Annotated in this window: 15 protein-coding genes; 5 read left to right on the top strand and 10 right to left on the bottom strand. The window is 69.9% G+C overall.

The annotated features are described in order from the left end of the window. Positions 1-119 precede the first annotated feature (119 nt). The 4 genes from OV207_RS05400 to OV207_RS05415 form a co-directional block, all read right to left on the bottom strand. Positions 120-917, bottom strand: a complete 798-nt coding sequence (locus tag OV207_RS05400; protein ID WP_267553170.1) for a ZIP family metal transporter — start codon at positions 915-917, stop codon at positions 120-122. Between the two features lie 154 nt (positions 918-1,071). Beyond that, on the bottom strand, positions 1,072-2,025 hold the full coding sequence (locus tag OV207_RS05405; RefSeq protein WP_267553171.1) for a HEAT repeat domain-containing protein: 954 nt from the start codon (positions 2,023-2,025) through the stop codon (positions 1,072-1,074). Between the two features lie 26 nt (positions 2,026-2,051). Beyond that, entirely contained in the window at positions 2,052-3,221 is a 1,170-nt protein-coding gene (locus OV207_RS05410) for a HEAT repeat domain-containing protein (protein WP_267553172.1), read from the bottom strand. A 135-nt stretch (positions 3,222-3,356) separates the two neighbouring features. Then, on the bottom strand, positions 3,357-3,902 hold the full coding sequence (locus OV207_RS05415; protein WP_193428492.1) for a peptidase M23: 546 nt from the start codon (positions 3,900-3,902) through the stop codon (positions 3,357-3,359). A 325-nt stretch (positions 3,903-4,227) separates the two neighbouring features. Here OV207_RS05415 and OV207_RS05420 point away from each other — a divergent pair, with 325 nt between their 5' ends. From OV207_RS05420 to OV207_RS05435, 4 genes are all read left to right on the top strand, one after another. Then, positions 4,228-5,742, top strand: coding sequence for a M91 family zinc metallopeptidase (locus OV207_RS05420; RefSeq protein WP_267553175.1), 1,515 nt, complete (start codon positions 4,228-4,230; stop codon positions 5,740-5,742). A 4-nt stretch (positions 5,743-5,746) separates the two neighbouring features. Next, the gene (locus OV207_RS05425; RefSeq protein ID WP_267553176.1) at positions 5,747-6,391 is read left to right on the top strand and encodes a hypothetical protein; all 645 of its coding nucleotides are present in this window, start codon (positions 5,747-5,749) and stop codon (positions 6,389-6,391) included. Between the two features lie 81 nt (positions 6,392-6,472). After that, complete coding sequence (locus tag OV207_RS05430) at positions 6,473-7,267, top strand: spermidine synthase (protein WP_267553177.1); 795 nt, start codon at positions 6,473-6,475, stop codon at positions 7,265-7,267. Between the two features lie 119 nt (positions 7,268-7,386). Then, on the top strand, positions 7,387-8,583 hold the full coding sequence (locus tag OV207_RS05435) for an NAD(P)H-dependent flavin oxidoreductase (protein WP_267553179.1): 1,197 nt from the start codon (positions 7,387-7,389) through the stop codon (positions 8,581-8,583). On the opposite strand, the gene OV207_RS05440 is transcribed toward OV207_RS05435, so the two are convergent. From OV207_RS05440 to OV207_RS05465, 6 genes are all read right to left on the bottom strand, one after another. Then, positions 8,580-10,271 carry a serine/threonine protein kinase gene (locus OV207_RS05440; RefSeq protein WP_267553181.1) on the bottom strand — a complete coding sequence of 564 codons (1,692 nt, stop codon included), beginning with the start codon at positions 10,269-10,271 and terminating at the stop codon, positions 8,580-8,582. The genes OV207_RS05435 and OV207_RS05440 overlap by 4 nt on opposite strands. Positions 10,272-10,377: 106 nt before the next feature. Continuing rightward, positions 10,378-11,904, bottom strand: a complete 1,527-nt coding sequence (locus OV207_RS05445) for a serine/threonine-protein kinase (protein ID WP_267553182.1) — start codon at positions 11,902-11,904, stop codon at positions 10,378-10,380. 71 nt (positions 11,905-11,975) lie between these two features. After that, complete coding sequence (locus OV207_RS05450; RefSeq protein WP_267553183.1) at positions 11,976-13,304, bottom strand: serine/threonine-protein kinase; 1,329 nt, start codon at positions 13,302-13,304, stop codon at positions 11,976-11,978. A 41-nt stretch (positions 13,305-13,345) separates the two neighbouring features. Then, entirely contained in the window at positions 13,346-15,466 is a 2,121-nt protein-coding gene (locus OV207_RS05455) for a serine/threonine-protein kinase (RefSeq protein WP_267553184.1), read from the bottom strand. A 230-nt stretch (positions 15,467-15,696) separates the two neighbouring features. After that, positions 15,697-17,307, bottom strand: coding sequence for a serine/threonine-protein kinase (locus OV207_RS05460; RefSeq protein ID WP_267553186.1), 1,611 nt, complete (start codon positions 17,305-17,307; stop codon positions 15,697-15,699). A 210-nt stretch (positions 17,308-17,517) separates the two neighbouring features. Further along, positions 17,518-19,371: a serine/threonine-protein kinase gene (locus tag OV207_RS05465; RefSeq protein WP_267553188.1), complete on the bottom strand. Its 1,854-nt coding sequence runs from the start codon at positions 19,369-19,371 to the stop codon at positions 17,518-17,520. A gap of 386 nt (positions 19,372-19,757) precedes the next feature. Between OV207_RS05465 and OV207_RS05470 the strand changes: the two genes are divergently transcribed. Further along, the coding region (locus tag OV207_RS05470) for an NAD(P)-binding protein (RefSeq protein WP_267553190.1) at positions 19,758-20,258 on the top strand (501 nt) is incomplete at its 3' end.

Here is a 20,258-nt window from a genome sequence, read left to right on the forward strand (position 1 = left end):
GACGCGGGTTCGATCCGACACAGACATGCACCTCAAGCTAGCACGTCCGGGCTCCCCCGGCGGGGCCGCGGCGGTCCGGGTGAACACATGGGCGGCCGGGCGCAGGGGGCGCAGGCCGGTCAGCTGAGCGTGACGTCCAGGAACATCATCAGGACGAAGCCCACCATCAGTCCTGCGGTAGCCTCCTTCGCGAACTCCTGGCGGTGGCTCTCCGGGATCATCTCGTCGCTGACGACGTACAGCATGGAGCCGCCCGCGAACGCGAGCGCCCACGGCAGGATGCCGGACGCGAACGAGGTGGCGAAGAAGCCCACCAGCGCGGCGGCCCCCTCCACGAGCCCCGTGTACAGCGCCACCAGCACCGCCTGCTTGCGGCTGTAGGCCACGCCCATCAGCGCGAGCGCGACGACGAAGCCCTCCGGGATGTCCTGCAGCCCGATGCCCACGAGGATGGGCGCGGCGATGGTCATGGAGCGGCTGCCCACGCCGGTGCCCACGGCCAGCCCTTCCGGGAAGTTGTGCAGCGCGATGGCCAGCACGAACAGCCAGATGCGCTTGAGGTTCGCGGCCTGGGCGTTGCCCTCCTGGCCCTTGATGAAGTGCTCATGGGGGATGAAGCGGTTGCACAGGTGCAGGAACAGGCCGCCCAGCAGCATGCTGGCCCCGACCATCAGCGCGGCGGTGAAGCGCGACAGGTAGCGCTGCTCGCCCAGTTCGATGGCGGGCACCACCAGCGAGAAGGCCGTGGCCGCGAGCATCACGCCCGCGCTGAAGCCCATCAGCACGTCCTTGGAGCGCCGGGAGATGTCGCGCGCCGCGAGGGCGGGCAGCGCGCCCAGGCTGGTGGAGAGGATGGTGACCGCGCTGCCAGCGAGCGCCAGGGCGAGGGTGGACGTGCCGAAACCGCTGTCGGACATGGCACCCCAACCTGTCGCACTCCTCCGCGCGCGGCCACCTTTTCCTCCGGCGCCCCGCGCGAGGTTGCCCGCCACGGAACAGGCCGGCCCGGGACGACTCAGGGGCCCTGTGTCGCCGAACATCCCTGGGTGAGCGGGGTGGGCTGCCAGGCCGTCAGGGGCGCAGCCGCTGCTTCTCCCGCAGCAGCAGGTGCCACTCCTGGAGGTTCAGCTTGAGGGCGCCCAGCCACGCCTCGATTTCGGGATCCATGCGCGGATCCACGCCGCGCAGGGACTCCAGCAGCGGCCGCGCCTGGGACGGGCCCAGGCGCGCCAGCCCCTCCAGCGCCGACTTGCGCACCGCCAGGTCGCTGTCGCTCCGGTACAGGGCGGTGAGCGAGCGGCGTGCCCCGGCGGACTCGGTGCCCGGCACGCCGCCCAGGGCCCTGGCCGCCGCCGCGCGCAGGCCCGGGTCTTCCGAGCGCAGCTGGGAGGTGAGCTGGCGCACCGCGTCCGGGCTCGCGGCCTCCATGGAGACCTCTCCCAGCAGGCGGGTGGCCACCGCGGGGTCCTTGGACGCCGCGGCGACCTTCACCGCCGTCTCCGCCAGCTCCGCGTTGTGGCCGAAGTAGATGCCGGCGCTCTCCGTCACCAGGTTCTCCACCACCGCCTGGCGCACCTCGGGCGCGCTGTCACGCACGAGCTGTTCGTAGGTGACGACGTCGCCGTTCTTCGCCATGAACTCCACCGACGGCGCGCCCTTGAGCGCGCGCACCGCCGCCGCCCTCAAGCCTGGATCCACGTCCTGCTTCGCGCGGGACAGCAGCGGCTGGAGCAGCTCCGGCTTCTGCGCGTTGCTCGCCTTGGTGGCCAGCGCGGCGCCCACGGCCTCCAGCACGGCGGGGTCGCGCTCCTGGCTCACCGCCCGGCCCAGCGCCTCTGGCGGCATGGCGATGGCGGCCTCCTTGAGGCGCAGGCGCGCATAGCGCTGGTAGGCGGGCGAGCCCGTCTTCATGGCCACGCGCACCTCGTCCAGCATGCCCTCCACGGTGCAGGCCGTCTGGGTGGGCGCCGGGGCGGGCGCTGCCTGCGCGAGGGCGAGCCCGGGCAGCAGGGACAGCCAGAGCACGCACGTCCTCTTCGTTCGCGGGCCCATCAGTGCGGCGCTCCTTCCTCGACGACACAGTCGTGGTGTTCCTTCTTGCCCAGCCAGATGCGCGCGAAGTCCGTCGTGCCCGTGGCGTACAGGGCCTTGAAGTCCAGGTAGTCCTGCCGCAGGCGCGGGTCCTTCCGGGCGAACTCCTCCACCAGGGGCAGGGCGTCCGCGCCGGCCGCGCGCACCGCGAAGCGCAGGAAGGCCCAGCGCACGCACAGGTCCTGCTCCCCGTCGAAGGCGGCGCGGAACGCGGACAGGGCCTTCTGGGGATCCTCGGTGACGGCGAGCCGGAAGGCGGCCATCTCGCGCACGTCGCGCTCCTTGTCGGTGCGCATCACCTTCGCCAGCGTGTCGATGGAGCCCGAGTCGAGCAGCGGGTCGGAGTACGACGGCATCTCCAGCGCGAGCAGCCGCACGGCCATGTCCTCCGACGTGGTGCCGATGTCCAGCAGGTCCTTCCAGTACGGCGCATACGTGCCGGTGCGCTGGTAGTCCTCCTTCATCACCCGGCCCAGCGTGCGCGTGGCCATCCACGCGGCGGCGTCCGCGGAGTCGTCCAGCGCGATGGCCTTGAGGCGGTCGCGGGTGCCCGGCGTGAAGCGGTGCTGGGTCTCCAGCGCATCCAGCGCGGAGGCGCGGTCGGGCGCCGCGAGCGACGTGTCCTCGGCCACGGACAGGAGCTTCTCGCTGACGCGCGGATGGCGCACGGCGGGGGCCGCCTTGAGGGCCTCCAGGTAGATGGCCGGCTCCGGCGGCGCGGCCTTCATGGCCCAGCTCACCAGTTGCAGGCCCTTGTCCGGATCCTCGCCCACCAGCTCCGTCAGGCGCTCCTGGAGGTAGGCCACCAGCGCCGTGTCCCGCGCCTGGATGGCGGCGGACACGGCCGCGTGCAGCGACTCCAGCGTCGCGGCCTGGTCCAACGCCGCCAGCCCGTCCCAGCACCCGGGCATCGGTATCTGTTCACGCGGTGCCTTCGACGCGGCGGGGGCGGAGGTTCCGAAGGCGCTGGTCGCGGGACCGGATACCGGAAGGGACGGGCCCGAGGTGCTGCCCGACGGGGAATGGCCGGTGACGTCGGAGCGGGCCGCACCCCGCCACCACACGACGCCCACGGCGACGAGGAGCACGAGGCCGGCGAGCGCGACCTTGAAGGAGGGACGAGAGGTCATGTCGGAAGGAGGCTCACGCGCAAGGAGGAGGCGCACCCCGCGCACCGCGCATCGCGGGGGAACGAAGGACGACGGCTTCCGGGCAGGGCGCGCGGGCCGCGGCGCCGGCCCCTGCCGGAAGCATGCGCAGGCGGGCTACAGCGTGGGGACGCCCAGCCGGTTGTTGCAGTACGCGTTGGTGCCGCACGTGGTGCCGACGCTGGTGTACCAAGCCGACTTGCGCGTGCCGTACTGACGGTTGTCCGCGTGCACGTGCGGGCCGGTGGCGCTGCCCGTGCCACCCACGAGCCCCAGGGCGCAGCGGTCGCACGTCTTCGTGCCGGAGCTGACGTTCGCGTAGAAGTGCAGCTGCCGGAAGTCCCAGCCGCTGCCGCCCGACACCACGTAGTAGTTGCCCGCGCCCCCGTTGCAGTTGGAGCCGTAGCAGGCCGCCGCGCAGCCGCCGTAGTAGTAGTAGTGGTAGTTGCCCACCAGCATGCCCCGGTGGTTCCACTCGCCACAGGTGCCGTTGCCGATGTCCAGCGCCGTGTGGCTGCCGCCGGTGCAGCCGTAGTACGTGGTCGAGTTCACGTACGCCGCCGTGTCGCAGATGGGACCGTTCGCGGTGGCCGCCGTTGCCGGTCCGGCCCCCACCGCGGCGGCCAGCGTCGCCACGGTGGACATCAACGTCTTCAGCTTCATGGGTGCCTCCTCCCGTCGTCGCACTGCCTCACCGGGGGCCCGGCCCGACGTGGACCCGCCCCCGTCTCCGACCCACCTATCCCCGTGAATGGGGCATGGGTCTGGAAGCCGTAATACATGGAAAACTAGTTTATGTCCCAGGAATTGGGAATTGAGAAGCGCAGTGATTCCGGGCAGTTCCGTGCCGCGCTGTGTCGTTTCTGTCCGGAGCACGCAACCCGGGCGAAACGTTCACGACAATCTGGAATGTCGGCGTTCGCCCGACGCCTGGCGCCCGTCGCCGGGAACCGCATCGGGTGTCCTCGAGTCACCTGGGAGAAGCGTCATGGCCCCGATTGGAAAGACCGGTTCGCGTCCCTCGCCCGTGGTGAAGCCGGAGACGGCGGCGACGCCCGCGGCCCGCCCCAACGCGGTGAAGGCCGCCGTGTCCCAGCGGATGAAGGACGGCTTCGACGCGGGGCCTCGCGTGGCGCCGGCGCGTCCCCAGGTGCTGAAGGAGATCGGGACGCACTCTCACGGAGGCGAGGGCAAGAAGGACGGCGGCTTCCTGAGCGACCTGGGGTCGGCCATCGGCAAGGCCGTGAAGAACGCGGGCAAGGCCATCGCGGACGCCACGAAGCCGCAGGTGAGCACCAACGCCGCCGGCAACACGGTGGTGGACCTGGGGGCGGGCAACAACACCGCGAAGGTCTCCCAGTCCGCGGACGGCGGGCTGACCATCACGTCCGGCAAGGACACCGTGACGCTCACGGCCGAGCAGGCGAAGGGCGCCGTCATCAACGGCGGCGCTGGCGACGACTCCATCACGCTGGACGCGAGCGTCACGCACGACCTCACGCTGGACGGCGGCGTGGGCAACGACAAGCTGGTGGGCGGCAAGGGCAACGACACGCTCGTCGGCGGCGCGGGCAACGACACCGTCATCGGCGGCGAGGGCAAGGACACGCTCAGCGGCCTGGACGGCGACGACTACCTGGAGGGCGGCGCGGGCGATGACCGCATCGAGGGTGGCGCGGGCCGCGACGTGCTCTACGGCCTGGACGGCAACGATGAGATGTCGGGCGGCGGGGAGCGCGACTACATCGACGCGGGCGCGGGCGACGACAAGGTCGACGGCGGCGAGGGCGACGACCAGGTGATTGGCGGGCGCGGCGACGACGCGCTGAGCGGCGGCGCGGGCAATGACGCGGTGGCGGGCGGCGCGGGCAAGGACACCGTCGAAGGCGGCGAGGGCTCCGACAAGCTGTACGTGGAAGAGAACGAGACGACCGTCGACGCCGCCAAGGGCGAGCGGGAGATCGTCGACATGACGGACGCGGACAAGCGTGGCTCGTCCGTCTCCGTCACGGGCAGCGCGGAGTTCCAGGCGCGCACCCAGTCGGACCTGGACGCGATGCGGTCGCTGCCCTCCGGCCAGGACCTGCTGCGCTCGCTGGACGCCAGCGGCAAGAAGACGACCATCCGCGAGACGTCCGCCGGCAACAGCGCGGGCGGCACGAACTTCAACGATGGCTTCATGAACAAGGACGGCACGGCGGGCAAGGGCACGGACTCGCAGGTGAACTACAACACCACGCGCATCTCGCTGGGCAGCGAGGAGTGGATGAACCGTCCGCCCGTGGTCGGCCTGTTCCACGAGCTGGTGCACGCCTCGGACATGGTGAACGGCACGCTGGCGCTGGGCGAGAAGGACGGCACGCGCAACCTGGAGACCTCCGCGGTGGGGCTGCCCGTCGACCTGGACCAGAACGCGGCCACGCCGGACGTCGTCCAGGGCGGCCGTCCCGGGGAGAACGTCCTGCGCGACGACCTGAACCTGCCCACCCGCCCGCGCTACTAGCCGCATGCGAGCGCTCCTCCGGACTGGCGCCTGGGTGGTGCTGGCTGTCATCGTCGGTTGCGCGCGGACCCCGGAGCGGCCCGTGAACCCCGGAGGAGAGCGCGTGGCCCAGGCGGACGTGGAGCTGAAGGTGGAGTCGGTGGCGCGCGAGGCGGACACGCTCGCGGTCACCTACGCGGTGCACAACCGGACGTCCCGCGCCGTGCTGCTCGTGGACGGCCTGTGGGACGTGGGCTTCAGCGGCCACCTCACGCTGGCGCCGGAGCGGGCCTACGTGGACCTGTCCGGCGGGCGGGTGGTGCTGTCGCGGATGCTGCTGCCGGTGCCGGAAGACCTGATGGTGGAAGCGCCGGAGGTGCCCGCGGTCAGCCGCGTGGAGGCCGGCGCCACGGCGAGCCGCCGCGCGGTGGTGCCGCTGCCGCTGCGCACCGCCCTGCCGTACCCCACGGGCCCGGAAGAGACGCGCGAGCTGTCCGACGTGCGCGAGGTGTCCCTGCGCGTGGGCTACCTGCCGGACGCGGAGGCCCTGACGCTGCACGCGGGCCAGGACGCGCAGGGCACGGCCGTCCAGACGCCGGAGTACGGGCCGGTGGTGAAGGCGCAGCGGGTGCTGGACAGCGGCCCCCTGCCGGTTTCGGGCGCGAAGTAGGGAGCGCGCGTCCTGGCTTCGCCGGAGGATTCGCCGGAGGTCCCGCCGGAAGACCCGGAAGGGGACGGGTGCGCCGAGGGCGTGGACCCCGTCATCACCGAGGATGCACAGGGGCGCCGCTCGCTGCGCTTCGGTGAAGGGGGCGCGCGCCAGAGCGTGGTGTGGCCCGGTGAGCCGCTGCGGCTGGAGCTGCCCTACACGCGCATGGCGATGGTGGCGCTGGCGTTCGTGCCCCGCCCGGAGAACGTGCTCGCGGTGGGGCTGGGCGGTGGGGCCATGCCCATGTTCCTGCGCGCGGTGCTGCCCGACACGCACATCGACGTGGTGGAGGTGGACGGGGCGGTGGTGGAGGCCGCGAAGCAATACTGCGGCTTCCAGGAGGACGCGCTGCTGCGGGCGCACGTGGCGGACGGGCGGGCCTTCATCGAGTCCGACGGGCCGCCGTACGACGTCATCCTCCTGGACGCGTATGGGGCGGACCACATCCCCCTGCACCTGGCGACGCGCGAGTTCCTGGGGGCGGCGCGCGCGCGGCTGACGCGGGGCGGGGTGGTGGTGGGCAACGTGTGGGAGTCCGCCGCGAACCCGCTCTACGACGCGATGGTGCGCACCTACCAGGTGAGCTTCCACGGGCTGTCCCTCTTCGAGGTGCCCTCCAGCACCAACCGCATCCTGGTGGGCCTGGAAGGCCCCCTGCGGCTGACGCGTGAGGCGCTGGTCGCCCAGGCCCGGCGCGTGGAGCGCGACCTGGGCCTCCCGTTCCGGTTGGGGGCCATGGTGGCGCAGCGCTACCGGCCCCTGACGCGGCGGCTCAAGCGGGGCCGGGTGCTGACGGACGCAGGGCTGGGGCAGCCCGACCTCTTGCTGGATGAGTGAAGAACAGAGCGCGGGTCGCTCTGCTGGCCAGTGAGCACGGCCCCGCCCGGCCGTGGCTGAATCGAGGGGTGGCGCTGCTAATCTTTCAGGTCCTGCACGTCGGCACCCGGGGAGACGCGATGAACGGCGCGAATGACGGACGATCTGGCCCACCCGCTCCCCTCCCTGGAGACGCGGCGTCGCCGGCGGATGGGGAGTCCGATACGGGCGGACTGCCCGGGCCTCCGCCGGCCATCTGCGTGCTGGAGGGCAACGCGCTGAAGACGCGGCTGACGCGCGCCGTGGGCATCCACTACCCCTTCGTGGGCGCGGGAATGGCGTTCGTGTCCCTGCCGCCGCTGGTCATCGCGGTGTCGGAGGCGGGCGGGCTGGGGATGCTGGGCACGGCGCCGGAGCCGCCGCTGGTGCTGGAGGCACGCCTGAAGGCCATCCAGGCAGGCACCCAGCGTCCCTACGGCGTGGACTTCATCGTCGACCGGGCGGAGCCGCATGGCTTCACGTCGCGAGACCACATCGACACGTGCGTCGCGGCGAAGGTGCCGGTGGTGGTGTTCCACTGGTCGTTGCCGCCGCTGGAGTGGATTCACGCGCTGAAGGCCGCGGGGACGCGGGTGTGGATGCAGGCGGGGACGGTGGACGTAGCGCGGCAGGCCCTGGACGCCGGGATGGAGGGGCTCATCGCCCAGGGACGGCAGGCCGGAGGCCGCAACCTGGGCAGCACGCCGACGCTGGCGCTGGTGCGCGAGTTCCGCGCGCTGTCGAGCGACGTGCTGGTGCTGGCGGCGGGAGGCATCGCGGACGGCTTCAGCGCGGCGCGCGCGCTGCATCAGGGCGCGGACGGCGTCTGGGTGGGCACGCGGCTCATCGCGTCGGTGGAGGCGTACGCGCACCCGCTCTACAAGCAGCGGCTGGTGGACGGGGATGCGGGCGACACGACCCTGACGACGCTGTTCGGTCCGGAGTGGCCGGGCAAGCGCATGCGGGTGATCCGCAACCGCACGGTGCGCGAGTGGGCGGGGCGTGAGTCACGCGTTCCGCCGCCAGGGGCAGTGCCGGAGACCATCGGGACGACGCGGCTGTTTCCCGGCGTGCTGGACGTGCAGTACGTGATGCCGAAGTTCAGCTCCTTCCTGCCCACGCCCGACACGCAGGGCGACCTGGAGGAGATGAGCCTGCCGGCCGGGGGCGCGAGCATGTCGCGCATCGACACGGTGCAGCCCGCCGGGCAGATCGTCGTGGAGATGATGGAGCGGGCCCGTCGGCTCCTGGAGTCACCCGAGGGGCTGGATGAGGAGGACGAGGACGACCGGGGTTAGGGCGGAGGCAGCTGCGCCTTGAAGCGCGTCTCCCATTTGTCGAGGTTCAACTCGACCTCCGCGCACTCCTGCTCCGTGCTCGCATCGGCGGCGGAGCGATTGAGCCGTACGAGCGCCTCCCTCAGGTCCGAGGGAGGTTCCTTCCCCCAGCGGCTCTCTACCCGCTTGAAAATGCGCTTGAGGCGCCCGCTGAGATTGTCCTGTGCGGCCTTGTCTTCCTTGGTGGGGCCTGAGCGCGCGGCAGCCTTCTGCTCGGGGGCCCCGGCGCGGACCCTCTTCACGCTCTTCTTGGGGGGCGGGGAACTGGCAGGAGTTGGCGTTTCGTTGCGAGGTTCGCTGGTTTCGCTCACCGTGAGAGGTTTCACGGGAGCCGCGACCGCGACGTCTGGCTGTATCACGGAGGGCTCGGCGGTGGCCGGCGTCTCGTCCTTGACGGCTTGCTGCGCCACGGGGGCCTGGACTTCGACGGAGGCCGGTTCCTCGACCCTGTCGGTGAGCGATGCCTTGGGTTGCGCAGCCACGACGGCCGGCGGTGCCTGGCGCGCTGGCCAGAGGACCGCGGCTCCCAGACCCAGGAGCATCAGTGAGCCACCCACCCACGCCGCGTGCCTTCGTGATGCGCGGGAGGGCTTGAACCCCTCCTGAGATGCCGCCGTGATGGTGTCGCTCCCGGTGGCAGCCTCCACGGGAGGGGCGTCTCGGCTCGGGACCGATGGCGCATATGGCGTCGCCCGCAGGGGAATCCGCTTCAGCCGTTCCCGCACCACTTCCGCCGAAGCAGGCCGTGCTCCAGGTTCCTTCGCCAGCAGTTGAAGCACCAGCGCGTCGAGTTCAGGTGGGAGGCCCGGGATGAGGGACGAAGGCACCGGTGGGGGCTGGTTGACGTGCGCGAACATCACCTGGAGGGACTCGCCCTGGAACGGGCGCACGCCGGTAAGCATCTGGAACAGCATCACGCCCACGGCGTAGAGGTCCGTCGGCGGGCCCACACTGGTGCCTCGGACCTGCTCCGGTGACATGAACTCCGGCGTTCCAATGATGGAGCCTTCTGACGTCAGCGGGCTCTCGCATGACTCCAGCAACTTCGCGATGCCGAAGTCGACCAGCTTGACGACGGTCGGCACTCCCGCGGACTCGACAACGAAGACGTTCGCGGGCTTCAGGTCGCGGTGCACCACGCCCGCCGCATGCGCGGCACCCAGCGCGGCCAACATCTGGTCCATGACCCAGACCGCGCTCTCCAGCGGCATCCGGTGCTTCGCGCGCACGAAGTCAGACAGCGGGCGTCCCTGGAGCAGCTCCATGGTGACGTAGGGCCGCTCGTCCGGAAGGATGCCGAAGCCGAAGATGTCGATGATCCCCTGATGCCGGACGGCATTGACGGAGCGGGCCTCCACGAGCAGTCGCTGGATCTGCTGGGGGGAGACGAGCTCCAGGCGCATGACCTTGATGGCCGCTTGTTTTCCGATGAGGGGATGCACGGCGCGGTACACCACGCCCATGCCGCCCGCACCAATGCGCTCCTGGATGACGAACTCTCCCACCTGCATGCCCAGCAGTGAATCTGATGCGGTGGACCGCGACGCTGGTCCTGTGTCCTTCGCGGGATCAATTCCAGGGGATGAGGAGCTTTTCATGGGGGCTGGCGGCGTGGACCATACCCACGCGGTCTCGCTGCTTTCAAACACTCCGAGGTGCGCACGCCACGGGCAATGATGATCCGTTGAGATGACCCATGCGGGGTCCTGGCTGACTTACACCCCATGCGGTGGTCGGTGACGTGGACGACCCGGATCAGCGCGGCGGAGGGAGCAGCTTGTCGAGGCGAGCCTCCCACGCGCGGAGCGTCTCCTCGATGTACTCGCGCTCCTGCGCCGAGGTCGCCTTGGCGGCGGATTTCTTGATCAGCACCAGCCCAGCCTTCAGGTCAGCGGGGGGCTCGTTCTTCCCACTGCGCCTGTACAGCTCCTTGGAGTGCGACTGGATGCGCCGCATCAGTCGAGTCTGCTCCGGTGAGCCCTTGGAGGGGCGCTGGGGGACGGAGGGCGTGGGACTGGTGGACGCAGGGAGGGGGGGCGCGACCGGTTCGTCCTTCCCGGGAAGCGGGGGCTGCGGCGGGGATTGCGCCACGCCCGGGAGCGGCGTGGGGACGGGAGCCGTGACAACTGGTGGTGCTGGATCCACGACGACCGGCGTTGCCGGTGCCATGACGGCTGGCGGTGCTGGAGACCTTTGCCAGAGGGCGGCGCCCAGGCCCAGGAGCACCAGCGCTCCTCCCAGCTTCCAGCCACGCCCTTGAGAACCGCGGAGGGCCTTGAGGGCCTCCAGGGTGTCGGGCGTGAAGGCATCGGAACCCGACGAGGGCGGCCCCTGGACGGCGTCGCGCTTCGTGGCCGACGGCGCATGCGGGGCCACGCGCAGTGGGATGCGCTTCAATTTCTCACGCACCTCCTCCGCCGAACCAAGCCGTGCCCCGGGCTCTTTCGCCAGCAGATGCAGCACCAACGCATCAAGTTCCGGCGGGACGTCTGGGACGCGCGACGAGGGAGCCGGCGCTGGCTGGTCCAGGTGCGCGAACATCACCTGGATGGAGTCTCCCTGGAACGGACGCACGCCGGTGATCATCTGGAACAGCATCACGCCCGCCGCGTACAGATCCGTCTCCGGGCCCACGCTGCCGCCGCGGATCTGCTCGGGCGCCATGAACTCCGGCGTGCCGATGATGGAGCCATCCGAGGTGAGGGGCGTGTCGCGCGACTCCAACAGCTTGGCGATGCCGAAGTCGACCAGCTTGACGGCCGTGGGAGTCTCCGGCGCCTCGACCACGAAGACATTGGCGGGCTTGAGGTCGCGGTGCACCACGCCCGCTCGGTGCGCCGCACCCAGCGCGGCCAGCATCTGATCCATGACCCAGACCACGCTCTCCAGGTCCATCCGGTTCTTGGCGCGGACGAAGTCGGAGAGCGGCCGGCCCTGGAGCAACTCCATGATGACGTAGGGGCGCCCGTCCGGGAGGCTGCCAAAGCCGAAGATGTCGATGATGCCCGGGTGCCGGATGGCGTTGACGGACCGGGCCTCCACCAACAGGCGCTGCACCTGCTGCGGGGAGACGAGCTCCAGGCGCATGACCTTGATGGCCGCCTGCTTGCCAATGAGCGGGTGCTCCGCGCGGTACACCACGCCCATGCCACCGGCGCCAATGCGCTCCTGGATGACGAACTCACCCACCTGCGTGCCCAGCAGTGGGTCCTCGGGTGCGGACCGCGACTCCGGACGTGCGCTCTTCGCGGTATCGGGTCGTGCGGAAGGGGTGGTTTTCATGGGGCGGGCGGCGCGGACCATACCCATGCGGTCTCGTTGCTTTCAAACACCCGTTTGAGCCTTCTCTCGGCTCAGGATGATCCGTTGCCTGGGCCCATGCAGGGTCGTCGCTGACTGCCTGCCCGGGGTAGAGGCCATGCGCGACGCGCGACTTCAGTCCCGGGCTCACCTGGTCGATGGGACGCGCGGTCCTGCCGCGTCATCGGGGGGACTTGCGGCGACATGCACGCGCGGGTTTCAAGCGCTGGTCGCAGGTGCCTGCCAGGGGCGGCTCCCGCGCACAGAAGCATCAGGACCGGCGCCAGCCACCAGGCGGGGCTCAGCGGGCTGGGGATGGCCTTGAGTGCCTCCTTCGTCTCCAGGGTGACGCTGTCATCATCCGAAGAGGCTTCCACTGGCAGGTGAGCTCGTCCCAAGGCGATTGGCGGGTGGGGGGGCACGCGCAGCGGGATGCGCTTCAGTCGCTCTCTGACGGCATCGGCTGACGCAGGCCTTGACGAGGGGTCCTTCTTCAGGAGTTGCAGGACCAGGGCGTCGAGCGCTGGAGAGATACCTGGGGCTCGCGTTGAAGGGGCAGGTGGCAGTTGATCCCGCTGCGCGAACATCACCTGGAGGGACTTGCCCTGAAATGGGCGTTCGCCGGTGAGGAGTTGGAACAGCATCAGTCCAAGCGCATAGAGGTCGGTCGCCGGGCTTACGGCGTCGCCACGGATTTGTTCTGGCGCCATGAAGTTCGGGGTGCCAATGACATAGCCGTCTGTTGTCAGGGGATTGTCGCGCGACTCCAACAGCTTGGCGATTCCGAAGTCGACCAGCTTGACCGAGGTCGGGATTTTCGGAGCTTCGACAATGAAGACGTTCTCGGGCTTCAGGTCGCGGTGCACCACGCCGGCCTCGTGCGCGGCTCCCAACGCGGCCAGCATCTGGTCCATGACCCAGATGACGCTCTCCAGGTCCATTCGCTGCTCCGCGTGGGCGAAGTCAGAAAGCGCTCGTCCCTGGAGCAACTCCATGACGATGTAGTGCCGCCCATCTGGCAGGCTCCCAAAGCCGAAGATGTCGATGATGCCCGGGTGCTGGATGGCGTTGACGGCCCGGGCCTCCATGAGCAGGCGTTGCACCTGCTGCGGAGACACGATTTCCAGGCGCAGGATCTTGATGGCCGCCTGCTTGCCGATGAGTGGGTGCACCGCGCGGTACACCAGGCCCATGCCGCCTTCGCCAATACGCTCCTGGATGATGAACTCACCCAATTGCGTGCCCAGCAGTGGATCCACGGAGGCGCTGGGAGTGACGACCGGTCGCACGGTCCTCCCTTTATCCGCGCGGGTTGGGGGCGATTTCTTCATGAGTGGACTGAGGCTCTGGCCGTGACCATGCTTTCCGATACCTTCAATCATGACCTCATCTGCAGCCTACGAGCCACGATGGTCCGGTGGGACTATTGGAGGGGAATGGCTTTGAGCTTTTTCTCCCATTCGTCCATCTCACCCTGGATCTTCGTGCGTTCGGTGCCGGTCTGTTCCCCGGCCGCAAAGACGTAGAATCCGCGCAGCTGCGACCCTAGTTCTGTCGTGAGGTCGTTTCCTCCCGTTCGGCGTCTGAACTCTGCGGTGAACCTATCCAGCCGTACAGCCAGAAGCCGCTCTGCAAGAGTGCTCCTCCTGGGTTCTGGAGGGTTGCTTGGGAGGGGAGGCGTAGCCTTCTCGATGTGAGCGGGCGAAGGTTTGGGAGCTACTACGGGAGATGGGGCGACGGGGGAGCTGGTTCTGGCTACAGGGGCGCTGGCTCTGGCTGAGGGAGGCAGGGCTTGAGAGAACTGCTTCTCCCATTCATCGAGCGCATCCTTGATGCGCGCACGTTCACCGCCCGAGAGGTCGTCAGCGGCGGCGTTCCGGTACTGCGTGAGCAATTCCTCAAGCAGCCTCTGCGGGGGCTTGCCGCCCGGACTCCGGGCGTAGAGTTGTTCAAACAACCTGTCCAACCGATTCGCCAGTCCTTGTTCGTCGCGGTTGTCTTGGGGCAGCGTTGGACGCGCGGGGCGCGTCACGATGGGAGCGGGCTCGATGGGAGCGGGCTTGATGACGACGCGCTGGACGGTCGCGGGTGGGGTTACAGACTGCACGGGGGGCGTTGACGGATTGTCAGGGACCCTGGCGATCTTGATTGGCGAATCACCTGGCGGCGACACGATGGTCGGAGACTCGGGGAGCGGAGGCCTCGGGTCCTTGCCGGTACGCGAGTCGGTTTTGTCCTTGTTGAGCTTCTTCTCCGGGCTGGTCTCCTGCCGTACGCCTCTCGCCTGCGTGACAGGTGTCTCGGCGGGGTTCGTCCTTGCCGATTGTGGCGTGGGAGAGGGCTGGGCGGGGACGGGGCTTTCGCCATCCGTTTTTACGTCCGTGGCCGGCGGAGGCGGTGGGTCTTTGGGGGGCCCAGGAACGTCGCTCGGTACGGGTGTACCGTCCGCGATTGCCGGGACACCCGGAGTGGGCACAGGCCTTGAGGATGCGGACACCTGGGACGAAGCCGGAAGGCTGAACCAGATTGCTCCTCCCAGTCCCGCGAGAAGGAGTGCTCCTCCCCATTTCCAGCGATGTCCTTTCCCGAGTCGCGGAGTGGCGAAGGGCATCGTGTCTTGCCGCGAAATCGGCCCGGAGGTGGTGACCACAGGGGCTGGCGCGCGAGATGCGCTTCGCGCAACCATCTTCGGGACAGCCGGTCTTGTGCCTACCGGAATGCGCTGGAGCTGCAGGCGAACGGTCTCCGCCAGGGCCGGACGCATCGCTGGGTCCTTCGCCAACAGGTGGCGCACCAGCGTATCGAATTCCGGCGGGATGCCTTTCGCGAGGGAGGACGGCATCGGCGGAATGCGGTCGACCTGGGCGAACATCACCTGCAGCGGGTCGCCGTGGAACGGGCGCGTGCCGGTCAGCATCTGGAACGCCATGATGCCCACGGCGTAGAGGTCCGTCGCCGGGCCCACCTCTCCCCCTCGGATCTGCTCAGGGGCCATGAACTCGGGCGTGCCCAGGATGGTGCCATCGAGGGTCGTCGGACTGTCCCGGGACTCCAGCAGCTTGGCGATGCCGAAATCGACCAGCTTGATCGTGGGCGCCGAATTGGGCCCTTCCACGACGAACACATTCGCTGGCTTGAGGTCCCGGTGCACGACGCCTGCTTCATGCGCCGCCCCCAGCGCCGCCAGGATCTGATCCAACACCCAGACGGTGGTGGCCACATCTAGCGGTTGAGGGGTGGGCGCGAACTCGGCGAGCGAACGGCCCTTCAGCAACTCCATCACGATGTACGGACGCCCATCTGGGAGGCTGCCGAAACCAAAGATGTCGATGATGCCGGGGTGCTGGATGGCGTTGACCGCGCGGGCTTCCACCAGCAGCCGTTCATGGACCCGCGGTGACACGAGGTCCGCCCTCAGCACCTTGATGGCGGCCTGCTTGCCGATCAGGGAATGGGTGGCCCGATAGACGACGCCCATGCCTCCAGCGCCGATGCGCTCATTGATGATGAACTCCCCGACCTGCGACGAGAGCAGGGGATCCATGATGGGAACGTTGCTGGAAGACGATGTCCTCGAGGAGGACTGCGGTCGCATCGGGGCGGAACCCGCATCATCGGGAACGTACGTCCGGTTGGTTTTCATGAGGGGCCGGCGGACCATAGTCGCGCGCTCGACCCGCTTCCAACTCTCAGCGATGACCCAGATTGGGTCGCGACTGACTTCCCAGGTCCGCCTTGCTTTGCGTTCGTAACGAACCGCTCAGGTCGGAACGTTCAAGGCGAGGCCGTGGCCTCAAGCCCCGGCGTCGGCGCCACGGCGGAGCGCGTCTCCATCCTCCGCGCCCGACGCCGCTCCCATAGATCCAGCGCTTCGCCGAGGTAGGCGAACTGCCGCTCGGAGGTCGCCGCCTCCACGGACTGCTGGATCTGGAGCAGCTCCTCTCGAAGGCGCTTGCCCATCAGTGTGTCCTCGTCGGGCGCCGGGAGTCGGCCGAGGATCTCCGCCAGACGTTGATCCAACACCGTTCTCGCGGGATGTGGCGCGTGCACCGGGGGGCCCTGCGTCGCGACGACGACGGAAGACGCCTCGGTCGCCTCGTTCGGGGCCGCCGCCTTCGGGGAGGGGCGCGCGGGACGGGGAGGGGAGGGGCGTTCCGGTGGTGCCGCTTCCTGGAGCGCGCCCTCGGCCTGTGACTCCTGCGGCGCCACCTCCTCCTCGGGAGGCATCACCGGTGCCGGCGCCGGGACGGGGGCTGGCGCCACCACGGGCTGCGTCCGCGCGACGGGCGCCGGGGGCGGCTGCTGCTCGGGCGCCGTCTGGCGTTGAGCCCTGCCCCCCACGATCCCGACCCCGAGGGACATGAGCACCGCCGCGCCCAGGACGGCCTTGTAGCGACGCGGCATCGCTGGCGCTGGCGGCAGGGCCGCTGGCACGGGGACGGGCTCCGCCTGGACGGTGGGCGCGCTGGGGATCCGCAGCGCGGCCTCGATGGCGCTCAACTGCTGCCGTGCGGCCTCCGCGGTGGCCGGACGTCGCGCGGGCTTCTTCTCCAGCAACTGGAGCACCAGCGCATCGAGCGCCGGGGGGATGCCCTCGGCCCGCGTGGAGGGCGCGGGCGGCTGCGATTCCACCTGCGCGAACATCACCTGCATGTGCTCGCCCTGGAACGGACGCGTGCCCGTCAGCATCTGGAACGCGAGGATGCCCACCGAGTACAGGTCCGCCGCCGGCCCCACCGTGCCGCCGCGGATCTGCTCCGGGGACATGCACTCCGGCGTCCCCGTCATGGCGCCGTTCGTGCCCAACGACTCCTCCCGGGGCACCTGCGCGATGCCGAAGTCCACCAGCTTGAGCGTGGGCTTCGTGTCCGGCACCTCCACCAGGAACACGTTCTCCGGATTCAGGTCGCGATGCACCACGCCCGCCCGGTGCACCGCCCCCAGCGCCGACAGGAGCTGATCCAGCACCCACACCGTCAGCTCGACGTCCAGCTTCCCCTTCTCAATCAGTTGCTCCGACAGCGTCCGGCCCTGCAACAGCTCCATCACGATGTACGGACGCCCATCCGGCAGCGTGCCGCAGTTGAAGATGTCCAGGATGCCCGGGTGGCGGATGGCGTTCACCGCCTTCGCCTCCAGCAGCAGCTGCTCCTCCCCGCGCCGCGCCATCCGCTCCGCCCGCAGCACCTTGATGGCCGCGTGCTTGCCGATGAGCGGATGCACCGCGCGGTAGATGATGCCCATCCCGCCCGCGCCAATGCGCTCCTCGATGATGAACTCGCCCAGCCGCATCGACACCAGCGGGTCCGCGGACGGCTCAGTGCGCTCCTCCGGCGAGGACGGCTCGGGGGACGGTACCGGGTCGGGAACGCCTGGAGTGCTCATGGATGCGCCGGCCATCGGGGGAGGGTACCGCGCGCACCGTGGCTCTTCGAAACATCCCGGTACGCGCTGGCCCCGCTCGGCTGCTTGCCTTGCTCCACGGGGACCCTTATTCCCATGTCACGGCCGTGCTCCTGCGTCCACCCTCCCCCCTGATTCTCCTGACACTGGACGAGCCTCCCCGGGGGCCCGTCGGGGAATGCCGGCTTCCAGCTACTTGGAGAAGCGCGCCTTCAACCGATCCTGCCACGCGTCCAGCGCCCGGTTCACCTCCATGCGTTGGGTGGCCGTCTGTGCCTCCGCGGCGAAGCCGTAGAGCTTCACCAACTGGCGCGTGAGATCCGGCGCGACGTCCTGGCCCTGGGTGCGCCGCCGCAGCTCCGCGACGAGCCGGTCCAGCCGCTGGGCCAGCCGCTGCTGCGCGGTCGTTCCCTGGGGCAACGCGGGCAACGGCGGCAGCACGAGCGGCGGGTGCTTGGGGATCGCCGGCATGACGACGGTGGGGGGCGGCGCGTCGTGCCGGGCAATGCGCTCGGTCAGCTCCTTCTCCCAGGCATCGAGCGCCAGGTGGATGCGCGCACGCTCCGGCTCCGACGCGTCCACGGCCGCGCGGTACTGCTGCACCAGCCTGCCCCGAAGCTCTCCTTCCGCGTCCACGTCCTTCGCCCGCGCCCGCAGCTGCTTGAACAGCCCGGACAGCCGCCGCGCCATCCGCTTCTCCGACGGCGAGCCCAGCGGCAACGGCGGCAGCCCCGTCGACTTCGCCTCGGTGCCCGGGACCGGATCCGCTTCGTCCCGCGCCTCCGTGTCGTCCTGGAGGGCCTCGGCCGTCGTGGTCGGCACCGGCGCCACCGCCTCCGGAGGCTCCTGGGGGCTCGGAGGATTCGGAAGGCTCGTGGGCCGTGGCTCCACCACGGGAGCGGGCGGCATGGGCAACGGTCGCGCCAGCTCCGGCGGTGCTTCCGGCGTCCGGGTCAGCGCCCAGAGGCCCGTGCCCAGCAGCCCCAGCGCCACGGCCCCCATCGCCGCGAGCGGGACCCTGTTCTGACGCTTCGCGAGGAGCTTCGTGAGCAGCGCGGGCCGTGGCGTGGACGGCGAGGTCGGTGCCTCACCTTCGTGCCGCGTGGGGCCGGGCGGGGGAGAGGCCTCCGCGGGCGTCTTCGACAACCCCCGCAGCTGCTGGCGCACCCCTTCGGCGGAGGCAGGGCGCCGCGCGGGGTCCTTCTCCATCAACTGGAGCACCAGCGCATCGAGTGCGGGCGGCAGGCCCTTCACCCTGGACGAGGCGCGGGGCGCGGGCTGCTCCACGTGGGCGAACATCACCTGCACGTTCTCACCCTGGAAGGGCTTCTCTCCGGTGAGCATCTGGAACGCGAGCACGCCCAGCGCGTACAGGTCCGTCGCCGGGCCCACGGTGCCTCCGCGGATCTGCTCCGGCGCCATGAAGTCCGGCGTCCCCAGCACGGAGCCGTCCGCCAGCGTCAGCCCCTCGCGCGACTGCAACACCTTGGCGATGCCGAAATCCACGAGCTTGAGCGTGGGCTCCGCGTCCGGCAGCTCCACCAGGAAGACGTTCGCCGGCTTCAGGTCCCGGTGCACCACGCCCGCCCGGTGCGCCGCCCCCAACGCGGACAACATCTGATCCAACATCCGCACCGTCGTCGCGACGTCCAGCCGCCCCTGCGCGTGCAGCACGTCCGACAACGCCCGGCCCTGCAACAGCTCCATCACGATGTACGGACGCCCATCCGGAAGCCGGCCGAAGTTGAAGACGTCCAGGATGCCCGGGTGGCGGATGGCGTTCACCGTGCGCGCTTCAATCAGCAGCCGCTGCTCCTGCTCCGGCGACATCAGCTCCGCGCGCAGCACCTTGACCGCCGCCTGCTTGCCGATGAGCGGATGCACCGCCCGGTAGACGACCCCCATGCCCCCCGCGCCGATGCGCTCCTCGATGAGGAACTCGCCCAGCTGCGTCGACACCAACGGATCCACGCTCGGCGCCGTCGGCAGCTCCGGCTCGGTCCTCGTGCGGTGGGCATCCGCGTCTGGAAGTCTTCGAGTTTTCATGGGAAGTCCGGCTATCCAGTGAGGATAACGCTTCCCGTCCTCATTTTCGTGGGCCCGGAGCCCTCCTCGCCCCCTGCTCGTCTGCTTGCCGACTTCCCGGCGCGCGGCGGTTCAATGGCGCGGTCCTTCTGACGCGCTCCGCCTTTCCTGATCGGAGCTGTAGCGGGCGCGCTCCAGGCTTTCGGGGAGTCCAGGGGACAGCGCGTCCGGATCCGCGCGCTGTTCCCGGAATACCTGGATCCGCCGCGACAAAGAGCGACCTGCCGGGAAGGTGGGCCTCAAGGAAACGGGGAGGGCCCGTTGTAGGATCGGGTCCGTCCGTTCCAGGACGCTCCCGGGTCGTGCGCCTGATCCCTGCTCCTGGGGATCGCACCCGGAGGGGGAACATGGCACCGGCATACGACGCCCTGGTCATTGGCACCGGGTTTGGCGGAGCGGTCGCGGCCTGTCGGCTCGCGCAGGCGGGGCTTTCCGTGCGGGTGCTCGAGCGGGGCCTGCGCTACCCGAAGGGCAGCTTCCCGCGCGACTTCGAGGACCCCACCAACGGCTGGCTGTGGCAGCACCGGCAGGGCCTCTTCGACATCAAGCTGCTCAAGGGGATGAGCATCGTGCAGTCCGCGGGGTACGGCGGCGGCTCGCTCATCTACGCCAACGTGCACCTGCGGCCTCCGCCGGAGGTGTTCGTGTCGGGGTGGCCGGAGGGCTACAGCCGCGAGGCGTTGGACCCCTACTACGACCTGGTCGCGCACATGATGGACGTGCAGCCCATCACCGCCTCCGCGCGCGGGCTGCCGCCGAAGACGAAGCGGATGCGGGAGGTGGCGAAGAAGCTGGGCCGCGAAGCCCAGTTCTTCCACCCGAACCTCGCCGTGCGCTTCGCGCCCGCG

The organism is Corallococcus sp. BB11-1 (assembly GCF_026626625.1).
GTDB classification, from domain to species: domain Bacteria; phylum Myxococcota; class Myxococcia; order Myxococcales; family Myxococcaceae; genus Corallococcus; species Corallococcus soli.

What these genes read in the sequence shown, in the direction of transcription:
- OV207_RS05410 (WP_267553172.1), bottom strand. Translation starts at nt 3,221, where the DNA reads ATGACCTCTCGTCCCTCCTTCAAGGTCGCGCTCGCCGGCCTCGTGCTC.
- OV207_RS05400 (WP_267553170.1), bottom strand. Translation starts at nt 917, where the DNA reads ATGTCCGACAGCGGTTTCGGCACGTCCACCCTCGCCCTGGCGCTCGCT.
- OV207_RS05435 (WP_267553179.1), top strand. Translation starts at nt 7,387, where the DNA reads ATGAACGGCGCGAATGACGGACGATCTGGCCCACCCGCTCCCCTCCCT.
- OV207_RS05420 (WP_267553175.1), top strand. Translation starts at nt 4,228, where the DNA reads ATGGCCCCGATTGGAAAGACCGGTTCGCGTCCCTCGCCCGTGGTGAAG.
- OV207_RS05445 (WP_267553182.1), bottom strand. Translation starts at nt 11,904, where the DNA reads ATGAAAACCACCCCTTCCGCACGACCCGATACCGCGAAGAGCGCACGT.
- OV207_RS05465 (WP_267553188.1), bottom strand. Translation starts at nt 19,371, where the DNA reads ATGAAAACTCGAAGACTTCCAGACGCGGATGCCCACCGCACGAGGACC.
- OV207_RS05455 (WP_267553184.1), bottom strand. Translation starts at nt 15,466, where the DNA reads ATGGATCCCCTGCTCTCGTCGCAGGTCGGGGAGTTCATCATCAATGAG.
- OV207_RS05460 (WP_267553186.1), bottom strand. Translation starts at nt 17,307, where the DNA reads ATGAGCACTCCAGGCGTTCCCGACCCGGTACCGTCCCCCGAGCCGTCC.
- OV207_RS05425 (WP_267553176.1), top strand. Translation starts at nt 5,747, where the DNA reads ATGCGAGCGCTCCTCCGGACTGGCGCCTGGGTGGTGCTGGCTGTCATC.
- OV207_RS05450 (WP_267553183.1), bottom strand. Translation starts at nt 13,304, where the DNA reads ATGATTGAAGGTATCGGAAAGCATGGTCACGGCCAGAGCCTCAGTCCA.
- OV207_RS05415 (WP_193428492.1), bottom strand. Translation starts at nt 3,902, where the DNA reads ATGAAGCTGAAGACGTTGATGTCCACCGTGGCGACGCTGGCCGCCGCG.